The following is an 18,537-nucleotide window of genomic DNA, read 5'->3' on the forward strand; positions in this document are numbered from 1 at the left end:
ATCTTTTTCAATATGGATATCTGTATTTGTTATAAGCAAATGAGAGATAGGTCTAAACCCTGACTCGCAGATGCTGACAAACACAGACGTCCAGAGCGCGGCGGAACCGGACCGCTGTGTGTAACGCAAAAATTGGGGTCCCCGAATGTACCAATACGATCAGTACGACCAGACCATCGTCGATGAACGGGTCGCGCAGTACGCCGATCAGGTTCGCCGCCGTTTGTCGGGTGAATTGAGCGAAGAGGAGTTCCGCCCGCTGCGTCTGCAGAACGGCCTGTACTATCAGCGCCACGCGTACATGCACCGCATCGCGATTCCGTACGGCAATCTGCGCAGCGACCAGTTGCGCATGCTCGCGACGATTGCGCGCGAGCACGATCGCGGCTACGGCCATTTCTCCACGCGCTCGAACATCCAGTACAACTGGATCAAGCTCGAGGAAACGCCGGAGATTCTGCGCAAGCTCGCGTCGGTGCAGATGCACGCCATCCAGACCTCGGGCAATTGCATCCGCAACATTACCGCCGACCAATTCGCGGGCGTGGCTCCCGACGAATTCGTCGATCCGCGGCCGTGGGCGGAAATTCTGCGTCAATGGTCGACGTTCCACCCCGAATTCCTGTGGCTGCCGCGCAAGTTCAAGATCGCCGTGTCCGGTTCGCAGGAAGATCGTGCGGCCGTGCAGATTCACGACATGGGCGTATATGTGAAGCGCAACGCGCAGGGTGAACTGGTGGTCGACATTCTGGCGGGCGGCGGTCTCGGCCGCACGCCGATCGTCGGCGCGGTGATCCGTCGCGATCTGCCGTGGCAACACCTGCTCACGTACAGCGAAGCCGTGCTGCGCGTGTACAACCGCTACGGCCGCCGCGACAACATGTACAAGGCGCGTATCAAGATTCTCGTGAAGGCGCTTTCGCCCGAGAAGTTCGCCGCGCAGGTCGAAGAAGAATGGCAACATCTGAAGGACGGCCCTTCGACGCTCACGCAGGCTGAGCTGGATCGCGTGTCGCAATACTTCCAGCCGCCGGTGTACGAGAAGCTCGCGGACACGGATGCTTCGTTCGAAAAGCATCTGCTGGAAAACCGTGCGTTCGCGCGCTGGGTCGAGCGCAACGTGCGTCCGCATAAGGTGTCGGGCTATGCGGCGGTCACGCTGTCGCTGAAGAACGGCATCGTGGCACCGGGCGACGCAACCGACGCGCAAATGGAAGCAGTTGCGGATTGGGCCGACGAGTATTCGTTCGGCGAGATTCGCGTGTCGCACGAACAGAACCTGATTCTCGCGAACGTCAAGAAGCGCGACCTGTTCGCGCTGTGGGAAAAGGCGAAAACGCAAGGCTTTGCGACGCCGAACATCGGCTTGCTGACGGACATCATCGCGTGCCCGGGCGGCGATTTCTGCTCGCTCGCAAATGCCAAGTCGATTCCGATCGCACTGGCGATCCAGCAACGCTTCGACGACCTGGACTTCGTGTACGACCTGGGCGACGTATCGCTGAACATCTCGGGTTGCATCAACGCTTGCGGTCACCACCATGTCGGGAACATCGGCATTCTGGGCGTCGATAAGGACGGCTCGGAGTGGTATCAGGTGACGCTCGGCGGCGAGCAAGGCACGGGCGCGACGGGCGCTCATCTCGGCCGCGTGATCGGCCCGTCCTTCTCGGCGGAAGAAATGCCGGACGTGATCTCGAAGGTGATCGACACATTCGTCGAGCACCGCGAGGAAGGCGAGCGTTTCATCGACACATACAGCCGCATCGGCATCGCTCCGTTCAAGGAACGCGTGTACGCGTCGCGTCAACCGGCTCACGCGTAAGCGCGCAAAGGATACTGAACAGATGGCTTCTATCATCAAGAATCGCGCGATCGTCAACGATGACTGGACGCTCGTGCGCCCGGCCGAAGACGGCTCGCTGCCCGCGGTGAACGAACTGCCGGCCAGCAAGGTGCTGGTGCCGCTCGCATTGTGGCAAGCGGAACGCGACGCGCTCGTCGCTTCACGCGGCGCTGCCGAGCTCGGCGTATGGCTCGCGCCGGACAGCGAACCGGCGGAGATTGCCGGCGATTTCGACAAGGTCGCGGTGATCGCTGTCGACTTCCCGGTGTTTCGCGACGGCCGCGGCTACAGCATCGGCCGCCTGTTGCGCGAGCGTTATGGCTACAAGGGTGAGTTGCGCGCGATCGGCGACGTGCTGCGCGACCAGGTGCGCCTGATGTTCCGCTGCGGCTTCGACGCATTCGCGGTGCGCGCCGACAAGGACATCGCCGACGCAATCAAGGCATTCGACGACTTCACCGTACAGTATCAAGGCGCATTCGACGAACCGTCGCCGCTGTTTCGCCGCCGTGCGGCGTCTGCGTCTGCTTCTACGTCTGCTTCCGGGAAGGTCACCGCATGAGCGCCGCTCCGTCGCAATCGCTCACGCCGGAACTCGCCGCCAAGGTCGAGCACCTGAATGCGCTGCTCGACTCGATCGCCGCGCGCCACGCGAACGTGAAACTCGCGAGCAGCCTCGCCGCAGAAGACATGCTGCTGACGCACGCCATTCTGTCGCGCGGCGTGAAGATCGGCATCTTCTCGTTGAACACGGGCCGCTTGCATGCCGAGACGCTCGGCATGCTAGAGCGCGTGAAAGAGCGTTATGGCTACGAGATCGAACAGTTCCACCCGCAGGCTGCCGCGGTCGACGAATATGTCGCATCGCACGGTCTGAACGCGTTCTACGAAAGCGTCGATCTGCGCAAGCGCTGCTGCGAAATCCGCAAGGTCGAGCCGTTGAACCGGGCTTTGTCGGATGTGAGCGCCTGGGTGACGGGTCAGCGCCGCGAGCAGTCGGTGACACGTGCCGAACTGCACGAGGAAGAGCACGACGCCGCGCGCAACATCGCCAAGTTCAATCCCCTCACGGACTGGACCGAAGCCGAAGTGTGGGATTATCTGAAAGCGTTCGACGTGCCGGTCAATCCGCTGCACGCACGCGGTTATCCGAGCATTGGCTGCGAGCCTTGCACGCGCGCGGTACGCCCCGGCGAAGACAGCCGCGCGGGCCGCTGGTGGTGGGAGTCGCGCGATACGAAGGAATGCGGCCTGCACATCACGACGATCACGCCGATTGCCGTGGACCGCAGCGAAAACGCGCCGGCTTCGGACGTTGCCTGATTCGTGCGGCGCAGAGCCTGGTTTTAGATGATTGCGCCGCACCTACCGAATTGAATATCTGAGCTTTCACGAGCAACCGCTCGACAAGCGAATCAACGAAGGACCCAAACATGAGCACCACGCTCGATTCCACTCTCAACGCTCCGCTTGCCAACACGGCGAACCGGATGGATCACCTCGATTGGCTCGAAGCCGAGTCGATTCATATCCTGCGCGAGCTGGTCGCCGAGTGCAGCAAGCCGGCGCTGCTGTTTTCGGGCGGCAAGGATTCGGTCGTCGTGCTCGCGCTTGCGCTGAAGGCGTTCGGCATTGGCGCGAATCGCAAGACCGTGCTGCCGTTTCCGCTCGTGCATATCGACACCGGCCACAACTACGACGAAGTGATCGACTTCCGCGACCGTCGCGCGAAAGAGATCGGTGCCGAGCTGGTGGTCGGCCACGTTGAAGACTCGATCAAGCGCGGCACCGTGCGTCTGCGTCGCGAAACGGATTCGCGCAACGCCGCGCAAGCCGTGACGCTGCTCGAAACCATCGAACAGCACGGCTATACGGCGCTGATCGGCGGCGCGCGCCGCGACGAAGAAAAGGCTCGCGCGAAAGAGCGCATCTTCTCGTTCCGCGACGAGTTCGGCCAATGGGACCCAAAAGCGCAGCGCCCGGAACTGTGGAGCCTCTACAACGCGCGTCTGCATAACGGCGAACATCTGCGCGTGTTCCCGATCTCGAACTGGACCGAGCTGGACGTGTGGCAGTACATCGCGCGCGAAAAACTCGAACTGCCGTCGATCTACTACGCGCACCAGCGCGAGATCGTGCGCCGCAACGGCCTGCTCGTGCCGGTCACGCCGCTCACGCCGATGCGCGAGGGCGAAGTCAGCGAAACCGCAGTGGTGCGTTTCCGCACGGTCGGCGATATCAGCTGCACTTGCCCGGTTGAAAGCGATGCCGATGATCTGGAGAAGATCATCGCCGAAACGGCCGTGACCGAAATCACGGAGCGCGGCGCGACGCGGATGGACGATCAGGTCTCTGAAGCCGCGATGGAACAGCGCAAGAAGCAAGGTTATTTCTAAGCACGCCGACATAGGAACGAAGATTATGAGCAGCATTCACCAACCAGAAGACCTCGGCGTGCTTCGCTTCATCACCGCGGGCAGCGTCGACGACGGCAAGAGCACGTTGATCGGCCGCCTGCTGTATGACAGCAAGGCTGTGCTCTCCGACCAGCTGTCGGCGTTGTCGCGCGCCAAGAACAAACGCACCGTGGGCGACGAAATCGACCTCGCGCTTCTGACCGACGGTCTCGAAGCCGAACGCGAGCAGGGCATCACCATCGACGTCGCGTATCGCTACTTCGCGACGGCGAAGCGCAAGTTCATCATCGCCGATACGCCGGGACACGAGCAATATACGCGCAACATGGTGACGGGCGCCTCGACCGCGCACGCCGCGATCATTCTCGTCGACGCAACGCGCGTGACGTTCGTCGACGGTGCCGCGCAATTGCTGCCGCAGACGAAGCGTCACAGCGCGATTGTCAAGCTGCTCGGCTTGCAGCATGCGATTGTCGCGATCAACAAGATGGATCTGGTCGATTACAGCGAAACGCGCTTCAACGAGATTCGCGACGCGTATGTCGAGCTCGCGCGTCAACTCGGTCTCTCCGATGTGCGCTTCGTGCCGGTGTCGGCGCTGAAGGGCGACAACATCGTGACCGCGAGCGAACGCATGCCGTGGTATGCGGGCGAGCCGCTGCTCGATCTGCTCGAAGCGTTGCCGGTCGAAGTGGCGACGGGCCAGGCGTTGCGCTTCCCGGTGCAATGGGTCGCGCGCCAGGACGGCAGCCAGGCGGACGATTTCCGCGGCTATATGGGACGCGTCGAGGCGGGCGAAGTGAAGGTGGGCGACACTATCGTTGTGCTGCCGGCCAATCGCGAAGCCACGGTTGCAGAGATCATCGCGCCGGTGGTGGGCGGCACGGCTGCGGTGGACCGCGCGTTCGCCGGCCAGACGGTGACTATCCGTCTCGCGGAAGACGTCGACGTGTCGCGCGGCGATACTTTCGTGCTGCGTGAAGCAGCGCCCGAACCGGCGAAAAAGCTCGAGGCCGACCTGTGCTGGTTCGACGACACGCCGCTGTCGACCCAGCGTAAATATCTGCTGAAGCAGACCACGAACACCGTGTTCGCGCGCATCGGCTCAATCAAGGAAGTGCTCGACGTGCATACGCTGTCGCATTCGACCGATCGCCGCGAACTGGCGATGAACGACATCGGCCGCGTGGCGCTGACCCTGCAGAAGCCGCTGGTGTGCGACGTCTACGACTCGCATCAGGGCACGGGCGCGTTCGTGCTGATCGACGAGGCGACGCATCACACCGTCGCGGCCGGCATGATCCGCGCGTTTTCGGCGTAAGCGGTTGGCGCTGCCGCGTACCGCGAGCGCACTGACGAACAGGCTAAGGCAAATGGGTAAGGTTTATCTGATCGGCGCGGGACCTGGCGCCGCCGACCTGATCACGGTACGCGGCGCGCGGCTTCTCGCGACCGCCGACGTGGTCCTGCACGATGCGCTGGTCGAGCCCGCGATGCTCGACTACGCGCCGTCCCATGCGCGGCGCATTGCGGTGGGCAAGCGCTGCGGGCAACTTTCCACGGCGCAGCAGTTCATCAACAAGCAGATCGTGGACGCCGCTCTTGAACACGAAGTCGTTGTACGCCTGAAGGGCGGCGATCCGATGCTGTTCGGCCGCGCCGATGAAGAGATGCGCGCGCTGGAGGCGGCGGGCATCGACTATGAAGTGGTGCCGGGCATCACGGCTGCGCTTGCCAGCGCGGCTTCGTTGAAGCGCTCGTTGACGCTGCGCGGCGTGTCACGCAGCGTTGCATTGGCCACGTTTAGCCGCGCGCCCGGATCGGATGAGATCCGCGAGCAGGTGAATGCGGATTCGCTCGTGTTTTACATGGGCCGTGATAGTGGTGTCGAGATTGCGCAGCAGTTGATCGACGCGGGCAAGCCGGTGTCCACGCCCGTTGCGATAGTCGAGGCTTGCAGCACCGAGCGTGAGCGGATGCTGACGTTGACGCTTGAAGACCTCGCTGCGGGCGAGGCGCAAAAGTGGCTGGATGCTTCGCAGCCTAGTCTGTTGATGATTGGTGAGGCGTTTGCTGCGCGCGAGCGAGTGCAGGATGCGGCGCGGCGTGTGGGTGGTGGGGTTTTGGTGGCGGCTTAGGGGGAGAGATTTCACCACGCGGTGAAACGCCGTGAAACACGTCACTGCAATTCCGGTGGCAGTGGCGGAAGCAACACTGTACCCCGCGCCTTGCCGACGACAAAGACACGCTCCGGCATTTTGAATCCCCGCAGTTTGAGCAAATCGAGCGGCCCCGCGCCCACTTGCGTACGCAGCACGTATCGAAGTGGCGCCGCATCCGGCTGATCCCACGTCAATTGATAACGTGCGCTGTCGAGCGGCTTGATCCGCGCCTCGGAAAGCAGGCGAAGGAAGGCCCAGTCCCCGGTGGCGTCGAACGCCTGACGCATGCCGGCGTTCACCATCTCCCACATCAATCCGGCACGTCCATTCAGGCCGTCGCCGGGCCATCTCAGCTTTGTCCACGATTCCTGCTGGTTGAAATAGACGAGCGGCTTGCTGCCGTCGATAGAAAGCTCCGTGCGCGTCACGTTCGCCGACGGCAACGCCATGATCTCGAAACGATAGCCGGCGTCGCCCTGTGCGTATGCTTGCGAGCCCACTGTCGACAATTGACGGATGGCCGCGAGGAACGCCGGATCGAGTTGCAGCGCCTGCGGCGCGAGTTCGTTCTGCACCCAGTGGTCGCCCTCCAGTTTGAGCACGCCTGCAAGCTGCGTCGTGATGAAACGCGCAATGAGTCCGCTGTCGGGACGCACATACCGGCCCAGTTCCGCGAACGATGCGTCCGCATTCGTATCCGCGAACGGATATCGCCCGTTCATGGCGGCGTTGAACGGCGCCGCGACGCTGGCGCGCCACGCGTCGTTAAGGCTGGCTGCGGCCGGTTGCAGAATTGTTTGCCATGCGCCCTCGAGCGGCCGCGCAAATAATGCGTCACCGAAGCCCGCCCATTGGGCCCCGACACTAGCGGCTGTGAGCGCGGCATCGTCGCGAGCCTGAGACAGCTCGGACAGCTTGCCCTGAAACACGGCCTGCGCAAGCGAGCGGCACATGGCCTGCGCATCCGGACTCGCCTCGATCTGCTGCAACTTCAGACGCATGGTGGTGGCCGCGGTCAGGAAGTGAGACAGGCTTACGCCGCTCAGTGCGACGTTCTCGGCTGCGCGTTTGCCGTTGGGTTCGCCTGAAGGCGCGTCGCCCATCAATGCGAGCAGCGGGCCAAACGGCTTGTCGAGCGGGTTGGGCGGCGACACTGCCTGCGCGTTTGCTTCGCGGCCGATCAGGTCTTGGGCCTTGCGCACGAGCGTATCCGACAATGCCTGCGATGGCCGGCCCGCTTGCGCTTGAAACTGCACTGATTTGAGCAGTGCGACGAGCGGCGAGGTTTGTGCATCGGTTAGTCGCGCGAGCTGGTCGATTGCGCCGTTCACGTTTGATGGCGGTTGCCACTGGATGCTGTTGAGCATGCGCTGCCAGGCAACGGCGTAGTCTGAAAAATAGCGGGCGGTCAGACGTTGCTTGAGGTCGTCTGCCATGCCGTCTGCCGTGCGTTTGCGATCGACTGCCGCTTCTGCCGTGCCAGCAGCGGTCGCGGGCCGTGTCGTGGCGAGAACCCAGTCGCCTTTTATTTCCTGTGCGCTCGCGGCTTTGTCGAAGGCGCTAGCGATGATTCCGTCCCACGCTGCGCGCGTGTAGAGGCCGGGCACAGTCTGCGTGGTTGCGAAGAGTCCATGCGCGTCGGCGCCCGCGAGCAGCGTGACGAGCGATGCATCCGCGTATTTGCCCCTCGCTTCGTCGAGAACGCGCTGGTAGATGATGTCGTCGGCACTGGCGAGGCCGATCTGATTCACGAGCGTGTTGCGCGCGGAGGCTACGAGCGAATCGTCCGCGTTGATCCGCCACTCGGGATGCGCGGCGAGATGACCGGCGTAGAAGGCGGCGAGCCGCTGCGATGTGTCGAGCCATTCGCCGGTGCGCATGCCGGGCGGCGCGGACCAGACGGCGGCAAGCTGCATCGTCAGGAAGCCGGCATCGGCGTGTTGCGGCATTGCGAGCATGAGGTAGGTCTTGAGCGCACTGTAACCGCGTTGCTGCGCGTCGTGAGTTTGCAGCGCGTCTACGGGCAGCTGCGAGAGGTCGGCAAGCTGATCGTGCAGAGACTGTGTGACGGGGCGCAGAAGATTCGTAGAAGCAACGCTCAGGTAAGGGCGCCATAGCGTGCGGAGAATCTCGTCATTGCGGTCGAGGCCCGCGCGCAGATGCCAGGGCGAACCGTGTTCGCGGCGGTGCTCGAATATGTCGATTTGCTGTTGCAGCGCCAGTTGCGCGCGCAGCGCGTCCGGTGTGCCTGGCGCAGCCGCGAGCGCGGCTGCGGCGTTTGCTTGGGCGCCGCGGATCAGGTTCGCATTGCCGACCGCGGAAATGGCCATGGCGATGCACCAGCCGATTGCAGCGAACATCACGAACGCGGCGAGGGCGTCCGGCCAATGCAAGCCAATGCGTTGCCCGCGATAGTGACGCAGTTGGCTCCCGATCTCTTTCCAGACAGGCAGCAATGCTGCGGGCTGAGCGCGCTCGGCAGCGCCGGCGGTTGCTGTTATCGCTTCCAGGTCGACTGAATTCGATGTTGCATCTGGCTGCGACGGCAGCGGAACAGGCGCCGTCTGAACGTCGGCAAAAACCGGGGCGAACAGAACGCCGGCGAGCGGCGCGCGCAGCAGCGGCGATGCGGCAATCTCGCTGCAGCGAGCGACGACTCGTTCGCGCTGCTCGCCGATGTAGACCGACAACTGCGCAAGCCAGGTGAGCCACTGCGGTTCGCGGCATAGACGCGTGCCGGCATGGGCCGTTTGATGTTCAAGCGACGTGAGCTGTGCCCGCAGTATCGCGCTTGCTGCCTTGCGCAGATCATCCGCTCGCGGTCCGGTGGTGCGTGTGCCCGTTGTGAAGGTGCCTACCGCTTCGAACCGGTCCGGCTGATCGCCTGTGGCGGGTACGGCATGCATGAAAACGACGGGCGCTGCCCATCCGAGTTCGGCGGTGAGCGCGGCGAGCGTGCGGGGCAAGCCACTGTCGGAGCGCGTTCCATCCACCGCATGCTCGATGCAAACGATGCCGTCGATTGGACGCCTGCACCGCAGTTGCCGGATCTGCTGCCGCCAGGCGGCGGTTTCAATGCCGTCGGGCGCGGCATGGACAAGGACCACGTCTGCGAGACGCACTATGCCCGCCTGTTTCAGTCCGGGCGCGATCTGGCCGACAAGCATGTCACTGCCCGTGATCATCAGCCAGGGGGTTCGGTAGCGCCACAGCCAGCGATGCGAAGCCCGCAGTTCTTCGCGCAGATAATGCAGGCGAGCGTCGCGCTTGAGCGGCTTGCCGGATGCCGGTTGATCGCCGGTCATTTTTCGGAAAAGTATCGCCGAGAGCGCATAGCTGGCTGGGCCGAGCACAATCAGGTGAGCCGGGACGAGCAGTGTACAGATGGAAAGAATCCAGATGGTTGCGCTCTTGCGGGCTTCTACGGACGACGCCCCGACGAGGTCGCCGCGGAGCCACACGACGGCGAGCGCGACGATGCAGACGATACCGACCACCACCGGCACGCCCCAGATCGCCAGCGCGGTCCTTTCCTCGCGCGTGGAGGTCGCCGACGCAAGCGCCTCAAGATTGTTTTTCGTAGACGACATGCGCTCAGTTCGAGTTGGCGATGCGTGTTACATGCAGGATTGCAGCCTGAGCGCCGTCGACGATCAACTGCGGGCCACTCACACCCGACTCGATTGCGGCCGCAACTGACAGCCATGCATTCGCGCCGCCCGCGTCCCCGACTACGCGATCGAGCCGGCTTTGCGCCTCGTGCGTTATGACGCCCTGCAGTGAAGCCGCGCGCAATGCTGCGAGAAGCGCTGCGTCATGTTCGGCGCCGATGCCTGTGATCCATGCGTGCTTGATGGCGGGCGCGTGGGCGCGTCCCCAGACGACAGCATTGCCGAGGACGGACTCCAGCTTGTCGAATTCGTCGGCTACGGGGCGGTGCAAGGCGCCGATTGGCGCGACTGGTTCGGGCAACTCGTAGAAACCGGGGCTCAGCAGGACCGCGACGCAGCCCTCCGTGCTGCCGACAGGCGGGGCGACGTCGTGCCACGCGACGGCGACCACGAGCAACGGCTGACGCTCACGGGCATCCAGCCACGCGTCGGCGACGAGAAGCGCGTCTGTCTCCGGCACTGCCTGACATTCGAGCGGCGCGATTGCTGCGATACGCAGTGCTTCGCGTACCTGATGCTCGCGGAGCAGAGCCTCGCCCGGCGCGGCCAGCACCCGCACTTGTGGCCAGTAACGGCGCTCGTATTGCGACAGTGCATGCAGGCTCGTCGCGAGAGGCTCTAGCGCCTGCGCGAGTTTTGCAACGATGGTTGCGGTTTGTGGCGCAGCAATGGAGAGGGAGGCGACAGTCTCATTGTCCGCTGACGTTGGGGCTTCTCCCGGATCCTCCGCAAGCGTCTCTGCCTCCTCGAACCGGTTATGCAAGATTGTCCCCGGACCATTGCGCGGCCGCTGCATGTTCAGCAGCGATGTTCCAGCCGCGATGACGTGCGCGAGACTGTTGTCACGGAGCGGCAGACAGTAGCCGACGCCGAGCACGTGCAACGGACGTTGCGCGAGGTGGACTCGCGTGCTGATCCACTTGGTCCTGTGAACATTGCGGAAATGCGCGCGGAACCAGAAAGTCTCATACCCCGCGCGAGCGATGCCACGCACGAGCAGGAATAGCCCGTTAGGAACCCCAACGATACAGAACCAGAACCATGCACCACGCGCGGGTTCGGCCTTCGGCCACAGCAGCAGCGCCAGCGACGAACCGGGCACAATGCAGGCCGCCCAGATCGCGAGCCATGGCCAGAAACCCAAGCCATGCTTCGGGTAGGCGCTGGGTGGCCCCGCTGTGGAAAGATCGACGGGCATCAAGCGATATGAATTTGCACCAGCGTGGAGATCAGCCGGCAGCCGCATGCGCAGCGATGATGGTGCATGGCGACGGGTTTGCCGTCCTGATCAGGGAAGCTTATGTTGCCTTCCTCTATCGTGGTTTGGCCATGCAGATGGCAAACGGCCGCGTCGCCTTGACGGGCGAGGGGGCGGTTCATGAAGTTCATTGTCGATGAACCTCCGGTTACTTCGCCGCCCTGTTCGAGTGGGTCGCCTTTGCGAACGGGTGAATGCATGAGGGGCTGCTGCCTCCAAGCGGGCGATTTGATATGCAGTGCTGCTGTTGAGCGTACCTCTAAGCCTATGGCATCCGACTCGTGAGCGGAATCGGATTTCTACGCGCTGATACGACGAAACGGATCAAAGTTGTGTAGGACTGGTCGGATCGAATGAGGGCGTGTGGGTGGTTGGGTTGGGCTACCTTGGCAAACTCACGGTGTTTCGATCACTCCCAATGTTCGCGACGACCGCGACAGATGTCATCGGGTTGACCTAAACGGTAACCAACGTTCGGCCCAAGAAAAAATACGGCGCACGTGACGTCTGAAAGCAGCTGCATGGCTTATTCCTCGATAAACCGAAGCGAGTCGACTATCTGGCGAAAAACGTCGTAACTGATACCCGAATCGAGGTCGAAGCTTGTGGCATCACGGGCAAGACAATACTGCGACATGGTGGCGCTTACCTTAGAGTTTCCAATCAACATGCGCACGCAGCGATTACTACGAGAGTATCGCTGACAGTACTCTGGAGTGGATTTGGCGTGCGTATCAAGTGCATAGGTATCTTCCGCCAGCCACCCATGCCAATTTGCCCCGGAGATGTTAGTTAATGTGGTCTTGCCCCGCACTCGACATTCCGGAGGTGAGTCGATAGAGCGGACGTTCCCGCGGGTCGACTGTCGGAAAGTTGCGTTGGCATGTTTTTTGAGGGCGTCCTCGATCCCGACCCTCTCGATATGTAGCACCGGAATCCGATCGATCCAGGCGGGGTCGTGAAGATTCACATCGGACGGTGCAAGGGACATTACTGTTCCACCGTCCGATCGGTAAGACTTGTCACAGTGTCGCTGCTTTGATTGAGCTTCCTTAGAGGTCAATCCAGCGGGGAGCGAGATCGCGGCGCCACATGTTTCGTAGCTTGCGTTCGCCTGTTCGAATTGCGCGGGATGGTATAACGCCGCTGAGCAGTTAAGACTGCCCAAAAGCAAAAAGTCAAAAAATACAAATTGCTTCATTTGTCTGTCTCACGACTGCGACTGCATTCAAGCCTGCCAGCCGTTCGAGCTCTCCAGATCAAACGCTTCGTCGGAATGGCGCGCATCATGGACGAATACCCTTCAGGATCTGTTCGTATTTATGTAATTGTGCAAACCCTTGCTTGTTTTTTTCTGCACAAACCCTTGTGCTGAACGATCTAACCTCATTTCCTGCTGCAAAGTTCAAACAGGAAATGTTGCCAGAATAGAATTTCTGTGGTTCACTGTTCGAACTCGGCAACGTTTGGATAAAATACTCTGTGCGACCCATATAGCCAGTCATACCGTTAAATTTTAACGGGGTCGCTGGACTTTGCGACAATGTCTTGATTATCACCTTGGGTGTGTCAATATTTTCACTCACGAAGTAGCTCGATTTGTCACCTCTCCGGAACAACGTTTCGTCAGAAAGGGTGGTTAAGAGGCTGTCGTTATTATATGTGTAAAAATTATCGAGGCCTCCATAGTTATACTTGTTCCAGACAAAATCGCAATTCTCTTTCTGTTCAAGACTCCCCTTTCCGTCTATAGAGAGGGTGAAGCTGCAATTCGATCCGTATGCAGTTGAGTAAATCGCCAATGCGCTGACCGCGGTGACATTTTTTAGCTTCATATCGCTTCCCTCAATGGAGGAGTTCAAATGTAAATCAATGGCCGTATCAGGTGCGTATACTGCTCAAGTAGCGCCGGATCATGTCCCGTCCGTCTAGGCATGGTTTTATGCACCGTATAAGCTCGGCGATCCGTAGTCCGCCGATTGCGGATCGTTCGGCTGCCTGGTCTTTTGCGGTCATAAGCTGCAACCGAGCCTAGGAGCCATCAAACGAGTGTTGGCGGTCATAATGGAGTTGTGATAAAGGGAGTGTGGGACTCATCCTTATTGGTGTGAAATTAAGAAGCGATCTCAACGCTGGCTCTACCGATCTGCAGTTTTGGGATTGCGATCAATTATAAAAATGGCGATGAGTGTTTTCTTGTTCAAACCGGCTTTTCGCGACGTAGATCGAGATTGATATTGCACAGTGCCGTCCATCTCAATGTGGCCAGTTGATAGCAGTGATGCATCAGCCCCGTTCCATGATCATCGCTGTGCCATTACGCATCAGCGTGTTCATTCAAGAAATCGGAGCGAAGACAGCAATCTCTTCAGATCTCTAATGTAGGAGATGGGAATCGACAAAGGTTTAGAATCGTTTTCGGAAGCCCCGATTACCACATTGCCGTTGTGCCGCAGGCACACACGTATGAGCGAAAGCGTATTTTTTTTTCCGCTACCGTGACTTGTTATCACGAATCCGCTCCAGTTCGGTCCGTGCAATTCCTCGAAAGTATCAGTCATGGCCAAGGTTGTGGGCGCCCAGTGTTCACCATCAGGCCTTGCGGGGCACTTTAACGCGTTCGCGTCGATAACTTGCTCCATCTCCGGTGATGCGGCGTTTTGCTCGTTGGCGACGCCCCAAGGAAATTCGGTCGTTTTTGCGCACATCAAGCCGAGCCATTTACCGTCGAGATCGCCTTCTTTGTGAAAGTGCCATTCGTAGCCGGCCGATATTGGGGCCTCGATAAGGTGAGGGAGATTATTCTCAGGCAGGGGCCGGGCGGAACGGTAAATTATCGCGTCTGGATCATTAAATTTGATATGGCTATGAGCTGCTAGAGTCATTGAGAACTTACAGTCGCCCATTTCCACGGAAATAGTGCCCGGGCCTGTGGCTGACGCAACCTGACCGACTTCACTCCCAACGTGAACCTGCCCTTGTGCGGCAGCACATCCATGCACTGCGCCGATGCACGGTATCACCACTGCGCTAATTAATCTTAAAAGTTTCACTGTATTTCCCTTCGCGTGAATCCTTGCGGGATGACACTGGAGGTGCCGTCGGCTTGCTTGAACATGACGTTGTCCATCAAGACGACTTGCGCGTTAGTGAATGCCAAAAAACGCGCTTCGATCCCCCATATTGACGCATAGCTGCTCGAAGGAGATCCGGTATTGATTAGCCCAGCGACGGAGCCGAAAGACTGGTTTTCGTAGTAATACTTAGGGCCATGGTCCGTTGTGACTTGGCGCAGCCTTCCGCTCGGGTTCACATAGTATCTGTCCGCAGAACGTGATGCTTGGGTCCATATCCAATAAGCGCCGGCACTATCTGCCGCCTCCATCGGATTCTGATTGGAGTCTCTCCGACCTATATAGTCACTAGGAATTTGCGTAGATGTATCGCTCAGGGAGTTGGTAGGGTCGAACATCGACTTTGCTCCGTTGACAACTGGCCTATTGGCATTTGCCTGTGCAGTATGCTGCTGTAAACGAGCCTTCACAGTCGGATCTGTCGCGAGACCTCTAAACGACCAGTACGTGATGTAGTTGGCAGCGTGCGTTAGCTGCAGAAATCCTCGCCCGTCCCATGGCTTGTACCAGTACGGTGTTCCCTCATGGAATTTTTGGAACCACTGCGTTTCCTGAGTCGCGTTTCCGAAGAAGCATGCCATGCGAACAGGCGGTGTGATTCCGTACTTGCGCACTGCGTTATTCAAAGCCTGTCGGCGAGAGCGTGCAACACTGCCGTCTGACAGAAGATTGGCGGCACCGGTGAGGGGCACGTTTTGCCATAACCACGGCGATGCCTTCTGAAGGGCATGAGACGGTAGCAGTTGACTAAGCTCACTGGCACTCAACCACCCACACCCCCTGAAATGCCGAATAAACGCCAACGGATGAAAAAACCAGAACTTCTGTCCCCCGCCTAGCGCCGTCTGTTCCAGGAACTGAAACTTCTTGCGAAAGCTGATGAACTTGTCATAACCATCAGGATCCGTTTCCTTGCGACGGCCAAAGAAACCGTCGGCGTCGTTGAGCTTCCGGTAGCGGTGATTGTCCCCGCTCGCATCCCATTCGCTGGGAGCGTGACACACGAAGCCTTTGAGCTTCTTTCGCACCTGCTCATTGGCCTGTACATAAGCCGTTAGCTCATCTTCGTACCTGAACTCAGGATCGGCAGGCTCCGGCAATGAAGCTGATGCCTGGCTTCCATTCCCAACCCCACCTGCGCCTTGCTGGGCCGCAGAAGGTTGCGCCTCAACGTCGCCGACAATCTTCGTCAGTTCTTCATACCCGCACAGCCCGTCCTGATCGAACGGCGTGTTCTCATCGCCGATTTTCTGCCAGCCGGTGAAGAACGGAAAATCCGCGTCGGAGAGCTTGACGATGGCGCGCTGATTCACATCGATATAGCCGAGTGTTCCATTCGCATCGAACACCACAGCGACGTACGTCGCGCGTGCTGCTTCTGGCAAGGTAACCTGTTCTGCCAGGATGCGGCCAAAGCGCATGAGTTCGTAGCCGTCGCTCGGACAGATCGGATACAGGCTCATCGCGCGTTGGTACAGGTTGTATTCGTACGCGGCATAAGGATCTCTCACGGGTGCCGCCGTCAGCTGTGTGATGATGCCGTCGCCGCGGTCAATCCACGAGCGCGTGTAACGATCGCCTTTATGAAAATATGCCTCCACATACAAGGTGCTGCCGGCAGCGAGCGCGCCCTGAGCCAATGCTGGGAAGTACGGACTGCCGATCTGGCCCGGCGGTACGCTGACAAAAGTTTGCCCTCCGGGAATCACAAAATAGCTGTGCCCCCAATAGTCTTTCGACGCAGCTTGAACCGGACGTTTTTCCCCGATCTGCACGCGGTGGCCTTCCTGCTCGAACCATGAGTGGAAGTCCGCTTCCGTCATGAAGATTTCGAAGTGCAAGTGTGGCATTCCGTGACAACTGCCCCAGTAGCCGAGCATGTCCTTGCGGTACACCTTCCTGCCGCCGCCTGCCTGTACGGTGCCGTCCTTGCCGCCTGCGGTGTCGAGCAGCCACATCGGCAGGGCAGTGGGCGAACTGTTGGTGGGCGGATTCACGGGCTGATGCGCGATCTGCTGTTGCCGGGCCATGTCCAGCAGATGCATGTACAGCGAGTAGTAGGTGATGGTGCGCCCATCGCCGGTATCAGTCCGGTGCTTAAGAAGTACGAAACCGGTATTGGAATTGAGCGCCGGCTGGCCGGTATGCGGATCGATCTGACCGTCGCTGATCGCATTGCGGCTTACGCGGTAGGCGATGACTTCTCCATCGGCGATTGCGCGCACCGGCTCGGTCTGCTCGGCTGGCGCCAGATGCATGCCGCAATGCCACCGGCGATCGAACGCAATGGGATAGATGCCGTGATGCGCGAGCTCGAACTGCTCGACGGCGGCCATCATCGGATCGGTTTCACTCTGGTCGTTCGACTGCAGGCCGGCGGCGGGCAGGAAAGGAGGGCTGATGATCATGGTTCAATGCGAAGAGGGATAAAGGTCGGCGAGCTTCAGCGCGCTTTTAGGGAGCGCGGGTAACGGCGGATTCATGCTCTCCGGCCCCTCAAACACAAACCTCGCCGCCTTGATCCTGAATTCCCCCGGGCAATGAAAAACGACATTGCCGTTCTCGATAGTCAGCGCCGCGCCGCCGCTCGCCATCACTGCCTTCGTCTTGCCTACGACGACCACATCCTCGCCCGCGCTGGCCACGCGCAGCTGTTTTTCTGCAAAGAGGTCGAGCGCATCGCTTTGCGCCTGAATCTCGATCTTGCCCCTGGCCGCAAACAGCTTCAGCCCGAGCTTGTGGGCGCACAGGGAAATCAGCTCGCCGGCGGTCAGCGTCAAGCGTTTGAGCGCGCTCACGTCGGCATGTCGCCCGGCTGTCAACATCACGTTCTCGCCGGCAGCGTGTTGCACTGAGCGAGGCGTCGTGAGTGCAATCCCGCCAGGCGCGCTCGCGAGAATGCCTGCGCTCGCGAGCTGGTCCAGCGCGCGCATCACCTCCGCCTGAGCCGTCTTGTCCGGCGGTGTAGCGCGAGCCTGCATGGTGGCGTCCACGAGCGCCGTCACCCGGCTGAGTGCGGACTGCAACTCCCTGAGTGCGGCTTGCATGTCGAGTTGTGGGCCGGCTGCATTCGGCTGATCATCCGCCGAAATGAAGAGACCCTTGCCGCCACGTATCGCCCCCCAACCCGACGTCCGCAGCTCGAACCCTTCCCCGCGCCGCTGCTTCTTCGCATCGACCAGATAACCGAGATTGAGCTGGCTCTTGCCCGAATGCTCGGTCGAGAGCTTGATGCTCTCGTACCCGCGCCAGTCCTCCATGCGCAGCTTATTGTTGCTCTGCGTGCGGATCACGTTGCGCGAGAGCCAGCGGTCCTGATTCGTGATCAGGTCGGTCGCCTGACTGTGGTGATGGAACTGCGAGATATACGGCTTGTCCGGATTGCCGTCGCGGAATTCAATGACGGCCTCGTCGCCGTCGAGCGCGGGAAAGTGGAAACCCGTCTGCAGCCTGCCCGCAAAGGGTTTCGCGAGCCGCAGCGGCACACTCTCGCCGCCCGGATTCCACTCGTCGAAGTCCAGGTCGAAGCGCACCGTGTAGTGACCCTGCTGCGTCAGGTACGCGTACTCGTATTTGCTCGGAGACGTCACGCGTGCGCTCAGCGTGCCGCTGATTCTCGGCCACGCGTCTTCTTCCAGCTTCAGCCGGAACCGGCGGTCGCATGGAATCGCCTTGTAGCTGTTGTGATACGCCTCGTCACGCGCGCCGCTATGCGTGATCTCGACAATCAGCTGCCCGTTCGGCGCCTCCGGCACCGCCTCGTCCATGCGCAGCACGCGCGCCGGCCGCAGGTCGAGCACGTTGCTCTCACCCTCATAGACCACCTGCCAGGCGATCTGCGCCTCGTGACGCAGTTGCGCTTCCCACTTCGCGCCGTCCTGGTCGAGATGATGCGTGCCGTAGACGTAGGGCTGGCCGTAGGTAGTCGGGTCCTTGCGGGCGATGTTCGCCTCGGCCTTGTAGCGCTCCCAGGCCTGATCCGGGTTGTAGTCCGCCACCACGACCGATTGCGGCACCGTGTCAGCATGCATCTCGAGCGCGAAAACCGC

14 protein-coding genes are annotated in these 18,537 nt (G+C 60.6%); 6 read left to right on the plus strand and 8 right to left on the minus strand.

Annotated elements, in window-relative coordinates; genetic code table 11:
* Positions 1-145 precede the first annotated feature (145 nt).
* From A3AC_RS0121160 to cobA, 6 genes are all read left to right on the plus strand, one after another.
* Entirely contained in the window at positions 146-1,825 is a 1,680-nt protein-coding gene (locus A3AC_RS0121160; protein ID WP_025601222.1) for a nitrite/sulfite reductase, read from the plus strand.
* A gap of 22 nt (positions 1,826-1,847) precedes the next feature.
* A complete protein-coding gene (locus A3AC_RS0121165; protein WP_025601223.1) occupies positions 1,848-2,408 on the plus strand; it encodes a DUF934 domain-containing protein in 561 nt (186 codons plus the stop codon).
* On the plus strand, positions 2,405-3,169 hold the full coding sequence (locus A3AC_RS0121170) for a phosphoadenylyl-sulfate reductase (protein WP_025601224.1): 765 nt from the start codon (positions 2,405-2,407) through the stop codon (positions 3,167-3,169). The genes A3AC_RS0121165 and A3AC_RS0121170 overlap by 4 nt, the downstream gene beginning before the upstream one ends.
* A gap of 110 nt (positions 3,170-3,279) precedes the next feature.
* Entirely contained in the window at positions 3,280-4,242 is a 963-nt protein-coding gene (gene cysD, locus A3AC_RS0121175) for a sulfate adenylyltransferase subunit CysD (protein WP_025601225.1), read from the plus strand.
* Positions 4,243-4,267: 25 nt separating this feature from the next.
* On the plus strand, positions 4,268-5,584 hold the full coding sequence (locus A3AC_RS0121180) for a sulfate adenylyltransferase subunit 1 (RefSeq protein WP_025601226.1): 1,317 nt from the start codon (positions 4,268-4,270) through the stop codon (positions 5,582-5,584).
* A gap of 52 nt (positions 5,585-5,636) precedes the next feature.
* Positions 5,637-6,401 carry a uroporphyrinogen-III C-methyltransferase gene (gene cobA, locus A3AC_RS0121185; RefSeq protein WP_025601227.1) on the plus strand — a complete coding sequence of 255 codons (765 nt, stop codon included), beginning with the start codon at positions 5,637-5,639 and terminating at the stop codon, positions 6,399-6,401.
* A 41-nt stretch (positions 6,402-6,442) separates the two neighbouring features.
* On the opposite strand, the gene A3AC_RS0121190 is transcribed toward cobA, so the two are convergent.
* The 8 genes from A3AC_RS0121190 to A3AC_RS0121220 all read right to left on the minus strand — a co-directional run.
* Positions 6,443-10,015: an ImcF-related family protein gene (locus A3AC_RS0121190; RefSeq protein WP_025601228.1), complete on the minus strand. Its 3,573-nt coding sequence runs from the start codon at positions 10,013-10,015 to the stop codon at positions 6,443-6,445.
* Between the two features lie 4 nt (positions 10,016-10,019).
* Complete coding sequence (locus A3AC_RS0121195) at positions 10,020-11,294, minus strand: hypothetical protein (RefSeq protein ID WP_025601229.1); 1,275 nt, start codon at positions 11,292-11,294, stop codon at positions 10,020-10,022.
* Positions 11,294-11,554 carry a PAAR domain-containing protein gene (locus A3AC_RS0121200; protein WP_025601230.1) on the minus strand — a complete coding sequence of 87 codons (261 nt, stop codon included), beginning with the start codon at positions 11,552-11,554 and terminating at the stop codon, positions 11,294-11,296. The genes A3AC_RS0121195 and A3AC_RS0121200 overlap by 1 nt, the downstream gene beginning before the upstream one ends.
* Positions 11,555-11,880: 326 nt before the next feature.
* Positions 11,881-12,555 (minus strand): hypothetical protein, encoded by a 675-nt coding sequence (locus A3AC_RS30500; RefSeq protein WP_156924650.1) that lies wholly within the window; start codon positions 12,553-12,555, stop codon positions 11,881-11,883.
* Between the two features lie 85 nt (positions 12,556-12,640).
* Positions 12,641-13,216 carry a hypothetical protein gene (locus A3AC_RS30505; protein WP_198018021.1) on the minus strand — a complete coding sequence of 192 codons (576 nt, stop codon included), beginning with the start codon at positions 13,214-13,216 and terminating at the stop codon, positions 12,641-12,643.
* A 471-nt stretch (positions 13,217-13,687) separates the two neighbouring features.
* A complete protein-coding gene (locus tag A3AC_RS30510) occupies positions 13,688-14,407 on the minus strand; it encodes a hypothetical protein (protein WP_156924652.1) in 720 nt (239 codons plus the stop codon).
* Positions 14,404-16,896, minus strand: coding sequence for a M23 family metallopeptidase (locus tag A3AC_RS0121215; RefSeq protein ID WP_025601232.1), 2,493 nt, complete (start codon positions 16,894-16,896; stop codon positions 14,404-14,406). The genes A3AC_RS30510 and A3AC_RS0121215 overlap by 4 nt, the downstream gene beginning before the upstream one ends.
* 3 nt (positions 16,897-16,899) lie before the next feature.
* Positions 16,900-18,537 (minus strand): DUF2345 domain-containing protein (locus A3AC_RS0121220; protein ID WP_025601233.1); only part of this gene is annotated, 1,638 nt, incomplete at its 5' end.

It is taken from the genome of Burkholderia sp. WSM2230 (assembly GCF_000472445.1).
GTDB lineage: Bacteria > Pseudomonadota > Gammaproteobacteria > Burkholderiales > Burkholderiaceae > Paraburkholderia.